15 protein-coding genes are annotated in these 15,467 nt (G+C 57.1%); 11 read left to right on the top strand and 4 right to left on the bottom strand.

Annotated elements, in window-relative coordinates; genetic code table 11:
- Positions 1–147: 147 nt before the first annotated feature.
- Positions 148–1,107, bottom strand: coding sequence for a LysR family transcriptional regulator (locus ACO2Q9_RS04730; protein ID WP_423308809.1), 960 nt, complete (start codon positions 1,105–1,107; stop codon positions 148–150).
- 121 nt (positions 1,108–1,228) lie between these two features.
- Between ACO2Q9_RS04730 and ACO2Q9_RS04725 the strand changes: the two genes are divergently transcribed.
- From ACO2Q9_RS04725 to ACO2Q9_RS04695, 7 genes are all read left to right on the top strand, one after another.
- On the top strand, positions 1,229–2,386 hold the full coding sequence (locus ACO2Q9_RS04725) for an acyl-CoA dehydrogenase family protein (RefSeq protein WP_423308807.1): 1,158 nt from the start codon (positions 1,229–1,231) through the stop codon (positions 2,384–2,386).
- A gap of 2 nt (positions 2,387–2,388) precedes the next feature.
- Positions 2,389–3,201, top strand: a complete 813-nt coding sequence (locus ACO2Q9_RS04720) for an HpcH/HpaI aldolase/citrate lyase family protein (protein WP_423308805.1) — start codon at positions 2,389–2,391, stop codon at positions 3,199–3,201.
- Between the two features lie 15 nt (positions 3,202–3,216).
- On the top strand, positions 3,217–3,966 hold the full coding sequence (locus tag ACO2Q9_RS04715; RefSeq protein WP_423308803.1) for an electron transfer flavoprotein subunit beta/FixA family protein: 750 nt from the start codon (positions 3,217–3,219) through the stop codon (positions 3,964–3,966).
- A 746-nt stretch (positions 3,967–4,712) separates the two neighbouring features.
- Positions 4,713–5,651, top strand: coding sequence for an electron transfer flavoprotein subunit alpha/FixB family protein (locus ACO2Q9_RS04710; RefSeq protein WP_423308801.1), 939 nt, complete (start codon positions 4,713–4,715; stop codon positions 5,649–5,651).
- A gap of 3 nt (positions 5,652–5,654) precedes the next feature.
- Entirely contained in the window at positions 5,655–6,485 is an 831-nt protein-coding gene (locus tag ACO2Q9_RS04705) for an FAS1-like dehydratase domain-containing protein (protein ID WP_423308799.1), read from the top strand.
- Between the two features lie 52 nt (positions 6,486–6,537).
- The gene (locus ACO2Q9_RS04700; protein WP_423308797.1) at positions 6,538–7,332 is read left to right on the top strand and encodes an enoyl-CoA hydratase/isomerase family protein; all 795 of its coding nucleotides are present in this window, start codon (positions 6,538–6,540) and stop codon (positions 7,330–7,332) included.
- Positions 7,329–8,495 carry a CaiB/BaiF CoA transferase family protein gene (locus tag ACO2Q9_RS04695; protein ID WP_423308795.1) on the top strand — a complete coding sequence of 389 codons (1,167 nt, stop codon included), beginning with the start codon at positions 7,329–7,331 and terminating at the stop codon, positions 8,493–8,495. The genes ACO2Q9_RS04700 and ACO2Q9_RS04695 overlap by 4 nt, the downstream gene beginning before the upstream one ends.
- Here the strand turns inward: ACO2Q9_RS04695 and ACO2Q9_RS04690 are convergent.
- From ACO2Q9_RS04690 to ACO2Q9_RS04680, 3 genes are read right to left on the bottom strand one after another with little or no spacing between them, the layout of a single operon-like run.
- A complete protein-coding gene (locus ACO2Q9_RS04690) occupies positions 8,492–9,484 on the bottom strand; it encodes an acyl-CoA dehydrogenase family protein (RefSeq protein ID WP_423308793.1) in 993 nt (330 codons plus the stop codon). The two genes, ACO2Q9_RS04695 and ACO2Q9_RS04690, sit on opposite strands and share 4 nt — an antisense overlap.
- 9 nt (positions 9,485–9,493) lie before the next feature.
- Positions 9,494–10,645, bottom strand: coding sequence for an acyl-CoA dehydrogenase family protein (locus ACO2Q9_RS04685; RefSeq protein ID WP_423308791.1), 1,152 nt, complete (start codon positions 10,643–10,645; stop codon positions 9,494–9,496).
- Positions 10,646–10,653: 8 nt separating this feature from the next.
- Complete coding sequence (locus ACO2Q9_RS04680) at positions 10,654–11,448, bottom strand: SDR family NAD(P)-dependent oxidoreductase (protein ID WP_423309930.1); 795 nt, start codon at positions 11,446–11,448, stop codon at positions 10,654–10,656.
- Positions 11,449–11,506: 58 nt separating this feature from the next.
- On the opposite strand from ACO2Q9_RS04680, the gene ACO2Q9_RS04675 reads away from it, so the two are divergent.
- The 4 genes from ACO2Q9_RS04675 to ACO2Q9_RS04660 are packed head-to-tail and all read left to right on the top strand — an operon-like array spanning position 11,507 to position 15,457.
- Positions 11,507–12,520 carry a Bug family tripartite tricarboxylate transporter substrate binding protein gene (locus ACO2Q9_RS04675; RefSeq protein WP_423308789.1) on the top strand — a complete coding sequence of 338 codons (1,014 nt, stop codon included), beginning with the start codon at positions 11,507–11,509 and terminating at the stop codon, positions 12,518–12,520.
- Positions 12,521–12,525: 5 nt separating this feature from the next.
- Positions 12,526–13,359 carry an enoyl-CoA hydratase/isomerase family protein gene (locus ACO2Q9_RS04670; RefSeq protein WP_423308787.1) on the top strand — a complete coding sequence of 278 codons (834 nt, stop codon included), beginning with the start codon at positions 12,526–12,528 and terminating at the stop codon, positions 13,357–13,359.
- Complete coding sequence (locus tag ACO2Q9_RS04665) at positions 13,356–14,555, top strand: acetyl-CoA C-acetyltransferase (RefSeq protein ID WP_423308785.1); 1,200 nt, start codon at positions 13,356–13,358, stop codon at positions 14,553–14,555. Before ACO2Q9_RS04670 ends, ACO2Q9_RS04665 begins: the two co-directional genes overlap by 4 nt.
- Positions 14,555–15,457 (top strand): SDR family oxidoreductase, encoded by a 903-nt coding sequence (locus ACO2Q9_RS04660; protein ID WP_423308783.1) that lies wholly within the window; start codon positions 14,555–14,557, stop codon positions 15,455–15,457. Before ACO2Q9_RS04665 ends, ACO2Q9_RS04660 begins: the two co-directional genes overlap by 1 nt.
- Positions 15,458–15,467: the final 10 nt, after the last annotated feature.

Here is a 15,467-nt window from a genome sequence, read left to right as displayed (position 1 = left end):
GTGCAAGCCGCTGAGGTCATGTAGTCTCTCGCTGCATGATCAGCATGGCGTCATGCCAGCAGTACGCTCGAATGACCGAAAAGAGAAATTTTTGGCCACGAACCAGTGCGTCCTGCCGAGACGATGGACTCGTGAAAGCTTGAGGCATCACGTGTGTGTGTGCTTCTGATTCCAATCCTCGGCAAGCCAAACAGCAGATGTCCACTGTTTTGACTGCACCATGGTTTTCATTTGATCAAGCAAGATCGTCAGTGCACATCGTACGGAGGTGGTCGGTTGTCGGCTAGCAGGCGCTGCAATAACGATTTTTCGTCGCAATGGCAGTCCCGCGAATGTGGTCGCACTTAAGCGCTTCTGCGCAACGTCTTCTGACACGGAGGCCGCGGGCAGAATGGTCCAGCCATGCCCGTTCATCACCAAGTTCTTCTGCACGCTAAGTGAATCGGTCTCGGCGACTACGTCGAGTTGGACCTGCATCAAAGACACTGCCTGCTCAATCAATGCGCGTAGCCCATAAGGCGCACTGGGAAGGACGAATCGCTGTAGAGCCAGTTGATTGGGCTGTACGGGTCTACTACGGCGAAGGTTCGCTGAAACAGGTCCAACTACCCATAACTCCTCTTCGATCAGTGTTGTTACGTGAAGCGCAGGGGTATTTTTTTGGTCGTATAGGAGGGCGAAATCTACTTCCCCATTCTCCAGAAGCTCGACTAGGTGCCCGGCATACCCCACAACAATGCGGGGTCGTATCTGCGGGTAGGCATTGGAGATTGCTGAGACGATAGGAGTGGATAGCAGATCGGACGTGCTAGCTAGCAGGCCGATGCTCACAATTCCAGCCACAGATCCGCCCTCCGGACGAATTTCGGCCTTTGCACGCGCTACCTCATTCAGGATTCGTCGTGTGTATTCGACCATAGTTTTTCCGGCCGCTGTCAGCGTCATTCGTCGGGCGCCGCGTTCAAATAGGGGCGTTCCCATATCCTCTTCGAGCAACTGTAGCTGCCTCGAGACAGTGGGTTGCACCAAGTTCAACAACTCTGCAGCCCGGGTGACGCTACCTACCTCCGAAACCGTCAAAAACGCCCGCAACTGTTTGAGATCCATAAAAAGCTCCGATGCTCATATTCAATGTGGCATGCAAATTTTCTATTTGATTCTTCAACTCATCAAATATTAGGATGAATGCGGTATTAAATAGAAAACAACTGGCCACCACCAGATCACCATGTCAAATATCGACAGTTATCAGGATATTCGCAACGCGGTCCGCGCACTTTGCGCCGAATTCCCGGACGAATATCATCGAAAAATCGATGAGCAGAGGGCATACCCCACTGCATTCGTGGATGCCCTGACGAACGCTGGATGGCTCGCCGCTTTGATTCCCACCGAGTACGGGGGGTCAGGTCTCGGCTTAGCAGAGGCCTCAGTCATCATGGAGGAAATAAATCGCAGTGGCGGTAACTCCGGGGCATGCCATGGCCAGATGTACAACATGGGCACATTGTTGCGACATGGATCGGAAGAGCAAAAAGCCCTCTATTTGCCCAAGATCGCTAAAGGGGAGTGGCGCCTGCAGTCCATGGGGGTCACTGAACCGACGACGGGTACAGATACAACGAAAATAAAAACGACTGCAGTCAAGAAAGGTGACCGGTACATCGTCAATGGCCAGAAGGTCTGGATTTCTCGAGTCCAGCATAGCGATTGGATGATCTTGCTGGCACGTACCACACCGTTGGTTGAAGTGAAGAGGAAGACAGAAGGCATGTCGATCTTCATGGTTGATTTGCGCGAGGCGGAAAAGGCCGGAATGACGGTACGGCCGATCGCAAATATGGTCAATCACGAGACCAACGAGCTTTTCTTTGAAAATCTGGAGATTCCGGAGGGTAACCTCATAGGCCAAGAAGGTCATGGTTTTAAGTACATCCTGGATGGCCTCAATGCGGAGAGGACCCTGATTGCCGCCGAGTGCATAGGCGATGGATACTGGTTCATTGACCGAATTTGCCGCTATGTGAAAGACCGCGTGGTGTTTGGTAGACCTATCGGCCAGAACCAAGGCGTGCAGTTCCCCATCGCTGAAGCGTTCATCGAGCTAGAGGCAGCCAACTTGATGCGGTTTGAAGCTTGCAGGCTATTTGACGCCAAACTACCTTGTGGTGCTCAGGCAAATATGGCTAAGTATCTGGCGGCCAAGGCAAGTTGGGAGGCTGCGAACGCTTGCCTTCAATACCACGGGGGCTTCGGGTTCGCGCATGAGTACGACATCGAGCGGAAATTCCGGGAAACGCGCCTGTACCAGGTTGCTCCTATATCAACGAACATGATTCTTAGCTATGTGGCTGAGCATCTTCTTGACTTGCCGCGATCGTACTAATGATGTCTTTAGAACGCTCTCTTCTCTTTGTTCCGGGTAACAGACCGGAGCGTTTTCAGAAGGCATTTCAAAGCGCCACGGATGCCGTCATCTTTGACTTGGAAGATGCAGTGCCGCCGGGGGAAAAGGAATTTGCTCGCGAGCAAGTTGCCAATGCGCTGAACGCACAGCAACCTGCAATCGTGCGGATCAATGCTGCGGGTAGCGCTTGGTTCTCCGCGGACCTCGAACTTTTATCTTTGCCAGGTGTAGCTGCCATCATGTTGCCCAAAGCGGAGTCGATTGACCCAATCAAAATGCTGGAACGGGTGGGTTGCAGCCGCATTTTTGCGCTCATTGAGACTGCTGAAGGACTGGCCAACGCCCGATTGCTCGCGAGGTGCAGACCGGTCTCTCGCTTAGCCTTTGGATCTCTCGACTTTCAGGCTGATCTGCGTATTGATGGAGACGATGACGAGCTGCTGATGTACCGCTCAGAACTAGTTCTTGCGTCGCGGCTCGCTGGTTTGCCTGGTCCGATCGACGGTGTAACTGTCGCTCTGGATGATCCCGTGCGGCTGGCGGCGGATGCATCAAGGAGTGCAAGGCTTGGCTTTGAGGGCAAGCTTTGTATTCATCCCAAGCAGGTTCAGGTGGTGAATTCTGCTTACTCCCCCTCCCAAGAGGTCGTCGCGTGGGCACGCCGCGTTGTCACAGCCGTGCAAGAGTCAGGAGGTGATGTGGTTGTCCTGGATGGAAAGATGGTTGACGCTCCTGTTGTCCTCCGAGCTCAGGCGATTGTGCGGACCGCCGAACAGCTTGCCGGAAGAGCTTAAATAGAAGGAAATGAAGTGAAAGTGCTGGTACCCGTGAAACGCGTGGTGGACTACAACGTGAAAGTCCGAGTGAAGTCCGATGGCAGCGGTGTGGACATCGCCAACGTGAAGATGAGCATGAACCCGTTCGACGAGATCGCTGTGGAAGAAGCGGTGCGCCTGAAGGAGAAGGGTGTCGTCACGGAAGTCATCGCGGTGTCCTGCGGCGTCACGCAATGCCAGGAAACGCTGCGCACGGCGATGGCCATCGGCGCGGACCGCGCGATCCTGGTGGAAACCACCGAAGAGCTGCAGCCGCTGGCCGTGGCCAAGCTGCTCAAGGCACTCGTGGACAAGGAGCAACCCTCCCTCGTGATCCTGGGCAAGCAGGCGATCGACGACGACGCCAACCAGACCGGCCAGATGCTGGCCGCGCTGGCTGATCTGCCCCAAGCCACGTTCGCCAGCAAGGTCGAAGTCGATGGCGACAAGGTCAAGGTCACCCGCGAAGTGGACGGCGGCCTCGAAACCCTCGCGCTCACGCTGCCGGCAGTCATCACCACCGACCTGCGCCTGAACGAGCCGCGTTACGTCACGCTGCCCAACATCATGAAGGCCAAGAAGAAGCAGCTCGATACCGTCAAGCCCGAAGACCTCGGTGTGGACGTGAAACCGCGCCTGAAGACCCTGAAGGTGGCCGAGCCCGCAGGCCGCAAGGCCGGCATCAAGGTGCCGGACGTGGCCACGCTGGTGGACAAGCTCAAGAACGAAGCGAAGGTCATCTGACAATGTTCGTGGGTAGGAACGCCGCTGATAGTTTTGCATTGAAGCGGCGCAGTGATGTTCCATTCTTCCGCGGATATCGCACGGACTTCATCGTGTCAGATCCGCTGATGCAACCCAGTCCGCAGGCATATCTTGTCGAACAAGAGGCGGGCTTTAGTCTCCCGCCGCATTTCCATCTTGAACATCAATTTCAGGTCGTTTCGGCGGGCGCAGGAGCGCTAGGCCGTCACGTGCTGACACCGTGGAGTATCCACTACACCACGCCAGAAACTGGTTACGGACCACTCATTGCAGATCGCGACGGCCTATCCTATTTCACGATCCGGCTGCTATCAGACACTGGTGCTTGGCAGCTCCCTCATGAGCGTGCTCGTTTGCGCCGAGGTTTTCGCAAGTATCAGAGAACCGCGACCGCTCCTGCGCAAGGTTGGCTGGAGTCGTTGGCGTGCAATGACGTTCATTCAATCATGCCACTAGATGCAGAAGGCGTCTCTGCATCCTGCATGGCGTTATCTCCTGGGTATGAGAGGCAACTCTGCAAGGAGGCGCGATGCGGCGGGCGATTCCTGATCGTAATGTCTGGTTCCTTGACAGTAAGGAGTTCTGTCTATCTGCCGTGGGCTGTGATTTTTGCCTCTGCCGATGAAGACGCTCTACGCTTTGTGGCCGGCCCGCAGGGTGCCTCGTTGATTTGCCTCCAGTTTCCCATTTGCTCGCTAGAACGCAACACCTAAACCAACAGATATATGACCGCACTCGTCATTGCAGAACACGACAACGCTTCGATCAAGCCCGCAACGCTCAACACCGTGACGGCCGCTGCCGCCTGCGGCGGTGACGTCCATGTGCTGGTTGCTGGCCTGAACGCGGCTGAAGCCGCCAAGGCTGCCAGCCAGATCGCCGGCGTCGCCAAGGTCATCCACGCCGACGGCGAAGGCTTCGCCCACGGCCTGGCCGAGAACGTCGCGGCCCAGGTCCTCGCCATCGCCAGCAACTACAGCCACATCCTCTTCCCGGCCACCGCCAGCGGCAAGAACGTCGCCCCGCGCGTCGCCGCCAAGCTGGACGTCGCGCAGATCAGCGACATCACCAAGGTCGATGCTGCCGACACCTTCGAGCGTCCGATCTACGCCGGCAACGCGATTGCCACCGTGCAGAGCGCCGACGCCACCAAGGTGATCACGGTTCGCACCACGGCCTTCGACCCGGCAGCAGCCTCGGGTGGCAGCGCCGCCGTCGAAACCCCCGCAGCCGCTTCCGGCAACGGCAAGAGCAGCTTCGTGGGCAGCGAGATCGCCAAGAGCGAGCGCCCCGAACTCACCGCCGCCAAGATCATCGTCTCCGGTGGACGTGCGCTGGGCAGCTCCGAGAAGTTCAATGAAGTGATGACGCCTCTCGCCGACAAGCTGGGTGCCGCCATCGGCGCGAGCCGCGCTGCGGTGGACGCGGGCTACGCGCCCAACGACCTGCAGGTGGGCCAGACCGGCAAGATCGTGGCGCCGCAGCTGTACATCGCAGCGGGCATCTCGGGTGCGATCCAGCATCTGGCCGGCATGAAGGATTCCAAGGTGATCGTGGCGATCAACAAGGACCCGGAAGCACCGATCTTCTCGGTGGCTGACTATGGGTTGGAGACGGACTTATTTATGGCGATCCCCGATTTGCTCCAACAACTGGAGAAGTAGCATATGACCGATTCTTCGTGGGGAGCGTGGGTAGGACGCTCGCAGGATACAGAGGATATTGTTTCGCCGACTGCCATTCGTCTAATGCGGGCAGCGCTGGGTTCGAGTGATGAGCAGAACGACGAACTGCCTCCACTTTGGCATTGGCTTCACTTTTTGCAAGCAGAGGCTCCCGAAAACTTGTCGAATGACGGCCACCCCTGTAGGGGTGGTTTTCTCCCGCCAATCGAATTGCCTAGGCGCATGTGGGCCGGTGGTGCGCTGACGTTTCACCACCCCCTGCGGGTCGGCGAGTTTGTCCGACGGGTGTCCAGAATTAGCAATATCCAGGAGAAGACTGGGCGAACTGGTAGCTTGGTTTTTGTCCAAGTTGCCCATGAAATTCATTCACCTTTAGGTCTAGCAATCAGCGAAAGTCAGGACATTGTTTACCGAGAAGCCCCGGGAGCGGTGCAGGGTCTACCGTTGCGCTCGGCACCGCACGACGCGCAGTTCAGTCGGATAGTTACGCCGGACCCGATTTTGTTATTTCGGTATTCAGCCCTGACGTTTAACGGTCACCGGATTCACTATGACCACCCCTACGCTACACAGATTGAAGGGTATCCGTCTTTGGTAGTGCACGGACCTTTAATCGCCACTCTACTACTCGAGCAATTGCGGGCCTTCCGGCCTGGAGTGAAGATCAGAAACTTCACATTTCGCGCCTTGAGTCCTTTGTTTGTGGGAAGCTCGTTTACCGTTGCCGGCCGCGTCGACGCACAGACTGCCAGATTGTGGGCCGCAGGAGCGGACGGCCAATTCGCAATGGATGGAATGGCGATTCTTGGTTAGCCCTTGTTTTGTTCAGTATAATGAACGTCGTTCATTATACTGAAGGGAAAAAATGACTGACTCACATCAGGATGCCTTGATCCTTTATTCCGTCGATGACGATGGAGTGGCCACGCTTGCGCTAAACCGTCCCAACAAGTTCAATGCTTTCAATGCGGAGATGATCAGACAGTGGCGCGCTGCTCTTGAAAAAGTCGCTGAAGATCGGAGAGTTCGGGTTCTCGTGGTTACCGGAAGGGGCGAGGCATTTTGCGCAGGGGGTGACGTGGATGACCTCGAAGCCTTCTTAGCGATGGACGCCTTGGAAAAGAAGAACTACCTTTGGCAGAACGTGCACCACATCCCGCAATTGCTGGAGAGGATCGACTGTCCGGTCATAGCTGCGATCAATGGAACTGCCAGAGGGGCGGGCCTGGACATGGCGTTGATGTGTGATTTACGAATCATGGACTCCGCCGCCGTTGTTGCAGAGAGCTACATCCGCATGGCGCTGATGCCGGGTGACGGAGGGGGGTGGTTCCTTCCCCGCATCGTGGGTGTCCCTAAGGCGCTCGAATTGCTTTGGACTGGAGAAGAAGTTGACGCTCAGGCGGCACTCGCTATGGGTTTGGCCAATAGGTTGGCACCTGCGGGCCAGGCACTCCAGGTTGCACTAGAGCTCGCGAGGCGTATAGCGCGTCAACCTTGCGAAGCGATCCGGTTCACGAAGCGTGCGGTCTACGACAACATGAACGGGTCGATGACTTTGAGATCGCATCTTGATGCCGTATCGTCTCATATGGCACTCTTGGAAGCGCTGCCCGACTTTAGCGACAGAGTGGCAGCATTCCGGAGCCGAAAATCATGACACTTGGCGTTGGCGTAACAAGCGGTGCGGGGCCGCTTCATGGTCTGAAAATCGTCGAGATGGCCGGAGTCGGTCCTGGGCCTATGTGTGCCATGTTGATGGCTGACTTGGGGGCTCAGGTTGTCCGGATCGAAAAAGCTGGAGGTAGCGGATTGGGTATTCCCCGGCCTCGGAAATACGATCTTGTTCTTCGCAGCCGGCCTGCCGTTGTAGTGGATGTCAAGTCCAAAGCGGGTCATGCGGCGTTGATGGATCTTATTAGTCAGGCGGACGCCCTGATGGAAGGATTTCGGCCCGGCACCATGGAGCGCTTGGGATTAGGTCCGCAAGAATGCTTTGAGGTTAATCGTCGACTGACGTATGGGCGCGTCACGGGGTGGGGCCAGGACGGTCCATTGGCTGACGTTGCAGGCCATGATTTAAACTACGTAGCTCTTACTGGCGTGCTTCATGCCATCGGTTCTGCCGAGCGACCTGCAATTCCGCTCAACCTAATTGGCGACTATGCCGGTGGCGCGCTTTACTTAGCATTTGGAATACTAGCGGCGATTCTCGAAGCCCGCTCTTCGGGTCGAGGACAGGTGGTGGACGCGGCGATGGTGGACGGCGTTGCATCGCTATCGGCATTGTTCCAGGGGCTGATCGCTGCAGGTGCCCACGGTGTGCAAAGAGGCCAAAGCGTGCTTGACGGCGGGGCACCGTTCTATGGCGTATATCAATGCGCGGACGACCACTGGGTATCAATTGCTCCGATTGAACCCAAGTTTTATCTCGAACTGCTTCATGCACTTGGGATCGCCCCTCATTCCGTTGGCGGCCAATACGAGCAAGCACATTGGCCACAGGCCCGACGTATGCTGTCGGACGTATTTCGCACCCGAACGCGTGCTGAGTGGGCACAACTTTTAGAACATACGAACGCATGCTTTAGTCAGGTACTGACCTTTGTTGAGGCGCCACGGCATCCACACTTGGCCGCGCGTGGAACATTCGTGGAGGTGGATGGAGTCCAGCATCCGCGGGCTGCCCCCCGATTTTCCCGGACCATGGCGTCGGACCCGTGCGCGCCGGATGATGGGCCTCAGATGCCGGAGCAAGCGTTGCAGCAATGGCTCGATGCAGATGCCATTCGGCGCCATCGCGAGAACGGGGCATTCGGCTAGGCGATTGCTAGCCGCGTGTCCAGAGTTTGAGCGAACGCGACGAAGTCTGGTCCCCGCGCGTCGGTTAGGACCTTTCCGATTCTGTCGTGCCATATGGCCTCGGCGCCATCGGCCATTCGCCATTCATGGAGCCTTCGGGTATGAAGCTGCAGCTCGTACTCAGCCGTGATTCCGAACGCGCCATGCACGGCGTGCGCGGCAGCTGCGACAAGTCCCGCAGCTTCGCTGCAACGGGCTTTGGCTACAGCGACAGTCGCAAGGCTCAAGCCGCGCGCAAACGGTAGTTGTGCCGCTATCCGGGCCGCCACGACGTGCTCGGCGACCACTGCGATTTGCTGCTGGACAGCTTGAAATTTACCGATAGGCTTGCCGAATTGCGCGCGATCCGCTGAATACTGCAAGCAGATATCGAGCACCCGCTGCATGGAGCCTGCAAGCAAGGCTGCATGGATCGCTGCGCTTGTCCATTCAAGGTGGGTGCCAGGAGCAAGCATGGCGAGGGACTGTGGGCGCTCGCTCCACGTTAACGAGGTGGCGGTTGCGCAACCTGGAATTCTGGATGTAGTGCGCCGCGCATTCTCGCAAGGCCAAATTTCTACGACGCCGGAATTTTGCTCGCAGGCAACATGTGTCGCCACTAATCCGTACGGCACTTTGTCGAGAATTACGTCCCCTGAAGAGGTCCTTGCGTGCAACGATGCCAGTGATATTGCCGCGCCTCGCATTTCGGAGGGCATCCAGGCGCGCGCGGCAATGGTTTGTGCGATGGGTGCCGGCATGGCGTACCGGCCCAAGAGTGTGAACGCCGCGAAGGCCTCGCTCCACGACATGCCCGCACCGCCGAGTTCTTCGGGCGCCATAAGCGCCAAGAATCCGCTGTCCTCAACCTCGCGCCAAAGGAGGTCGATTTTTCCGCTGGACTCAATCTGTCGCACAACATCCGGAGTGCATGACTTAGCCAGAAATGTTTCAAATGCTTCGATCAACATAGTCAGTTCCTATCGCATACCAAGGCCACGGGAGATCATGCCGCGCAGGATTTCGCGGGTGCCTCCTCGCAGAGAGAATGTCGGAGCCATCACGGCAACATAGTGCAATGCTCGGGCGAAGTCGTCGGACCAGTCTGGTCCCATGCCCACGTAGCTCTCGATTAGCGAAGGCACGAATTGCTCGAACTCGGTGCCCAAGTCTTTTACGATTGCGGCTTCGATCATGGGACTGTTTCCCTTAGCCAGCTGAGCTGTAACTGCTATCGACATACTCCGCAAGGTGGCCAGATGCACAGCGAGTCGCCCCACGATTGGGGTCGCTCTGCTTAGATCGGAGCAATCGCGGAGAATGGCCAACCAGTGCTCCAGCAGCACGATGCTGGAGTAGAGCCGCTCAGGACCGCTTCGCTCGAAGGCGAGCTCCGAGTTGACCTGTTCCCACCCAGCCCCTTCCTGGCCTATCAGTGCATCGTCGGATAGCAGAACGTCTTCCAAGAAAACCTCACAGAAGTGTTCGCCTCCGCTGATATCAGGGATTGTGCGCACGGTTACACCAGGAGTTTTCATGTCGATAACGAACTGCGAAAGCCCAGCGTGACGCAGCGCTCCTGCGTCCGATGTGCGCACCAAGGCGATCATGAAGTGACAGCGGTGAGCATTTGTCGTCCAAATCTTATGCCCATTTAAGCGCCACCCGCCATCAACTCTTTTTGCACGTGTTCTCACACTCGCTAGATCCGAGCCGACATCTGGCTCGCTCATTCCAATACAAAAGAAGGCCTCGGCGGCGCAAATCCTGGGGAGGAAGTATCGTTTTTGGCTGTCGTTGCCAAAACGCAGGATCAAGGGGCCGGACTGGCGTTCTGCGATCCAGTGAGCTGACACCGGCGCGCCCGAAGCGAGCAACTCCTCGACGAGCACGAATCTATGAAACGCGTCGCGACCACCGCCTCCGTACTCCTTCGGAAGGGTGAGGCCAACCCAACCATTCGCGGAGAGCTTGCGACTAAAAGATCCGTCAAATCCCATCCACGACTGAGCCCTGCGCTCGAGTGACATGCCCTGCAGCTCGCGCTTGAGGAAGTCACGAATGATGTTGCGTGTTGCCTCTGCGTCTTCCGGGACCTCTGCGTACTGAAACGTATTGATGAATGTTGACATCCTGATCCTTACCAACCACCGAATGAAAGGCCACCATTGACGCTGAGCGTCTGGCCCGTGACCTGAGAAGCGCTCTCACTTGCCATAAAGATTGCTACCCGTGCGACTTCGTCGGCCGTTGGTGCGCGACCCGAAGGAAAACGTTCCAGTGCCTTCGCGAACAGTCTTTGTTCGAACCCGGGCCGGCTGAAGATCCGGTCCCAGGAAGGGGTATCTGAGGTGAGCGTCAGCGCGAGTGCGTTAACACGGATTGAAAATGGCGAAAGCTCTCGTGCCAGGGCTTTGGTAAGCATGATCAGAGATGCGCCTGTTGCGCCCACGATGGACTCGCCCGGGGTCGCATGCCGGCCTGCGTCCGTTGTGAGCAGGACGATCGATCCGCTTCGAGCGGCTTGCATATGAGGGACTGCTGCACGAATGGGGAAAACTCGGCCGAATACACGTGAACCGAACGCTGCTTGCAATTCGGCCGGTGACATGTTCATAAATGGTGTAGGTGGGACAGCCCCCTCGGCGCCTGCGCTAATCAACACATCGAGTCCTCCCATTAAGCGCACTGCCTGCTCAACGGAGTCGAATGCGCCATCCCAGTCCGCTGCATCGCCACAGACGAAAGAGGCGTCGGGGGCGATCAATCGCAAGGTGGACTCAGCGATGGCTCCTCGTTTGGGGTCACGCCCGCTCACTACGACCTGCGCCCCCCCCGCTAGTGCCAAGCGAGCTATTGCGAATCCAACGCCGGACGTCCCGCCTGTCACAAGAACTCGCTGACGCAATGTTCGCTTGTCTCCTGTCTGAATCATTGTTTTCATGATTCAAGAGTATATCCGTTGTTCATTAGAATGAATATCGTTCTATAATATGAACGAGAAAATTCGAGTACTGAGTATCGCGAGGAAAACTATGAGAGTGCTTCTGTTGCTGACCAAAACATTCCTTCTTTGTCTATCTGTCGTGGCCGCTACTGCTGGCGCACAGTCCTTCCCTACAGGGGTTGTGCGAATCATCGTGCCCTCTGCACCGGGTGGCGTGACAGATCCCGTAGCGCGTCATCTGGCAGATCATCTCAGCAAGAAGTGGAAGGTTCCGGTCGTCGTAGAGCACAAGCCTGGAGCGGGCGGCGTTACTGCAATGCAGCAGCTGACGAAAGGTCCAGCTGACGGGTATACGTTGGTCATGGCGAACAGCGGGCCGCTGGTTTTCTCCCCCGCGATGACGAATGTGGGTTATGAAACTGCACGCGATATCGCGGCCGTAGGGTCGCTCGTGCAATTTGCCAATGTGCTTATCGTCAACCCTGCTGTGCCTGCTTTATCGGTTCCCGAGCTCATTGAGCTGGCCCGCAAGAAACCAGGGACGCTCAATTTCGCGTCATCGGGACAGGGGCAATCTCAGCACCTGACAGGCGAGATGTTCAAGCGCATGGCCAACGTTGATATCGTGCACGTACCGTACAAGGGTACTGGCCCAGCGACGACTGATCTGATTGGTGGCCAGGTGCAGATGATGTTCGGCAACATTCCTGCTGCGGCACCTTTCGTTCGGGATGGCAGGCTTCGTGCATTGGGCGTGACTGGCACAAAGCGGAGCTCGGCTTTTCCTGGTGTGCCGACTATCGCTGAAGCGGGCGTGCCGAACTTCAACGTAACTTCATATCTTGTGCTGGTTGCCCCAAGTAAGGTTCCGCGTGAAGTGATTCGCAAAATCAACACTGACGCTGAGGAGGCTTGGACGCTCCCGGCCGGGCAGCAGTTGTTGGACTCACTTTACTTGACATGGATGCGGCAATCGCCAGAAGAGGTGGACTCGTTCCTTGCTGGCGAATCGCAGCGCTGGACGCCGCTCATTAAGCAGGCCAACATCAAAGCGGAGTAGGCAACGTGAAAGAGCAAGTCGACTCATGCGTGGCCTCAGTGGCGACACGGCGTATGCGCGATGTTGGAATTATTGAACTGGCGAGACCCGACAGCTTCAATAGCCTGACGCCCAATATGGTGTCCGCACTCTCGGCCGCTGTTATCTCGTTCGAAGCGGATGCCTCGATTCGGGCGGTGCTGGTGTGCGCTCAAGGTAAGAACTTCTGCAGCGGTGCAGATCTCCAGTCTCTCAATGCAATTCGCCAGGATGAGCGCGCGTTGAGGAACTTTCTCAGCGCAGGGCATGCCTTGATGCGTCAGATCGAATGCAGCGCGCTGCCATTTGTCGCTGCTTGCCAGGGGCTGTGCCTTGCAGGCGGTTTGGAGCTGATGCTCGCCTGCGACGTGGTGTTCGCCGATTCCACGGCGCGCTTTGGTGACCAGCACGCGAAATTCGGCGTAATTCCAGGATTGGGAGGTAGCCAGCGTCTACCCAGGATTGTTGGGCAACGTCGGGCCATGGATTTGTTCCTGAGTGCCAAATGGATTGATGCATCCGAGGCGGAGCGCTTTGGGCTGGTCAATCGTGTGGTTACAGACGGGCTGATGGAGGCGGCGGTTGCCTATTGCGATGAGCTCGCAACGCGCAGCCCGGAGGGACTTGCTCTCATGAAGCGGCTCGCACGTCAAGGTCTCGACATGGCGCTACCCACCGCGCTTGCTATGGAGGTCGACGCAGCCTCTCGATTTCTTCAAGGGGCAGACACCGGCGAAGGTCTCCGCGCCTTTTCCGAGCGTCGCGCGCCCGTGTTTCCGGCAACTGCCAGTAATTCCCCAAATCAGGAGTCCCCAACTTGAGAAGAGCCGCTATTGTTGCTCCCGTCCGAACGCCTGTTGCTGCATTCGGTGGAGCCTTCAAATCCATCAGAGTGGAGCACTTGGCCTCGGCCGTTGTCACTGAGGTTGTTCGTCGTACGGCAATCGATCCAGCCGTGGTCGAAGATGTTGTCTTTGCCCAGTCGTATGCAAATGGGGAGACGCCTTGCGTAGGTCGTTGGGCAGCGCTTCAGTCTGGAATGCCGGTCAGCGTGCCTGGAATGCAGCTCGACCGCAGATGTGGCGGCGGTCTTCAAGCAATTGCGAGTGCCGCGATGATGGTGCAGAGCGGTGCCGCAGATGTTGTCGTCGCCGGCGGCGTTGAGAGTATGAGCAATATTGAGTACTACTCGACTGATATGCGCTGGGGCAAGCGAAGTGGCAGTGTCGCTCTACACGATCGCTTGGAGCGCGGCCGGGAAAGATCTCAGCCGGTAGAGCGATTTGGGCCTATCTCCGGAATGATCGAGACGGCTGAGAATGTGGCGCGCAAACACAGCATTGGGCGCGAGGAAAGCGACCGTTACGCGCTACGTAGCCACAATCGCGCCTCGAATGCTTGGGCGCAGGGGCGATTCGCCGAGGAGATCGTTTCCGTCAAGGTTCCGCAAAAGAAAGGCGCGGCGATCGAAGTATCGCAAGATGAAGGTGTTCGTCCAGATAGCACGCTCGATAGTCTTACGAAGTTGCGCCCACTGATGGACGGTGGGGTTGTCACCGCTGGCAATGCAAGTCAGCAAAACGACGCGGCGGCTGCCTGCTTGGTTGTTGCGGAAGACAGATTGGCATCGCTCAGACTACAGCCTATCGGCTTTCTTTCCGGATGGACGGTCGTTGGTTGTGAGCCTGCGTTTATGGGGCTAGGGCCTGTGCCGGCGGTTCGCAAGCTGTTGCCACGCTTGGGGCTGACGTTAAATGACATGGGCCTAGTCGAGCTCAACGAGGCGTTTGCTTGCCAGGTGCTTGCCGTACTAAGAGAGCTTGACTGGAACGATGAGGACCGTTTGAACGTCAACGGCTCTGGCATCTCCCTTGGTCACCCTATCGGTGCCACCGGTGTGCGAATTATGTGCACGCTGCTGCACGAGATGAAGAGGCGCAAGGTGCGCTATGGCTTGGAGACCATGTGCATTGGTGGTGGCCAGGGGATGGCGGCGGTGTTTGAGGGAGCTTGGTAATGAGCAATGGAATGCAGGAAGAAAAATGCATGGCGGGCAAGGTCGTCGTGATCACTGGCGCGGGCGGGGGCATTGGACGCGACATCGCATTGTGCATGGGTCGTCATGGGGCCAAAGTGGTTGTCAACGATGTTAGTGACAACGCGGATGCAGTTGTCGGTGAACTTCGCGCAGAAGGGGCAGAGGCGATCGCCTCAAAAGAAAGTGTGGCGCAATGGGAGTCAGCCCAGCGAATTATCACAACAGCCCTCGACGTCTTTGGACGCATCGACTGTGTCGTGAACAATGCGGGGATCTTGCGCGATCGCTTCTTCTTCAATATGAGTAGGGCGGAATGGTCGGACGTCCTTGACGTCCACCTGAATGGGTCATTCAACGTGGCGCGTGCCGCGGCCCCACACATGAAAGCGCAAGGTGCTGGCGCTTTTGTGCATATGACCTCCACCAGTGGCTTGATTGGAAACCTGGGTCAGGCCAACTATGCTGCGGCAAAGATGGGCATTGTTGGCCTTTCTAAGTCCATCGCCTTGGACATGGCGAAATTCAACGTTCGCTCGAACTGCATCGCTCCTTGGGCATGGACGCAAATGACCTCTGGTATCCCTTCCGATACGCCCGAGGAGAAGGCGCGCGTCGAGAAATTCAAACGAATGGAGAGTCACAAGATTGCTCCGCTCGTCGTCTATCTATGTAGTGATCTCTCCTCGCATGTGACTGCGCAAATTTTTGGAGCCCGTGCGAACGAGCTCTATCTTTTCAGCCAACCGCAGATCCTACGCTCCATACATCGCGACGGGGGATGGTCTGTTCATAGCATTGCCGAGCATGCAATCCCGGCTATGCAAGCCAGCTTCTCACCCAATGTCGTGTCGATTAAGCACACGCCTTGGGATCCTGTCTGATCGACTGGAA

The sequence above is a fragment of the Variovorax sp. VNK109 genome, from assembly GCF_049445855.1.
Lineage (GTDB): Bacteria > Pseudomonadota > Gammaproteobacteria > Burkholderiales > Burkholderiaceae_C > JAGOCV01.
The sequence above is the reverse complement of the archived record's forward strand: the minus strand, read 5'-3'. Positions and strand labels throughout refer to the sequence as shown.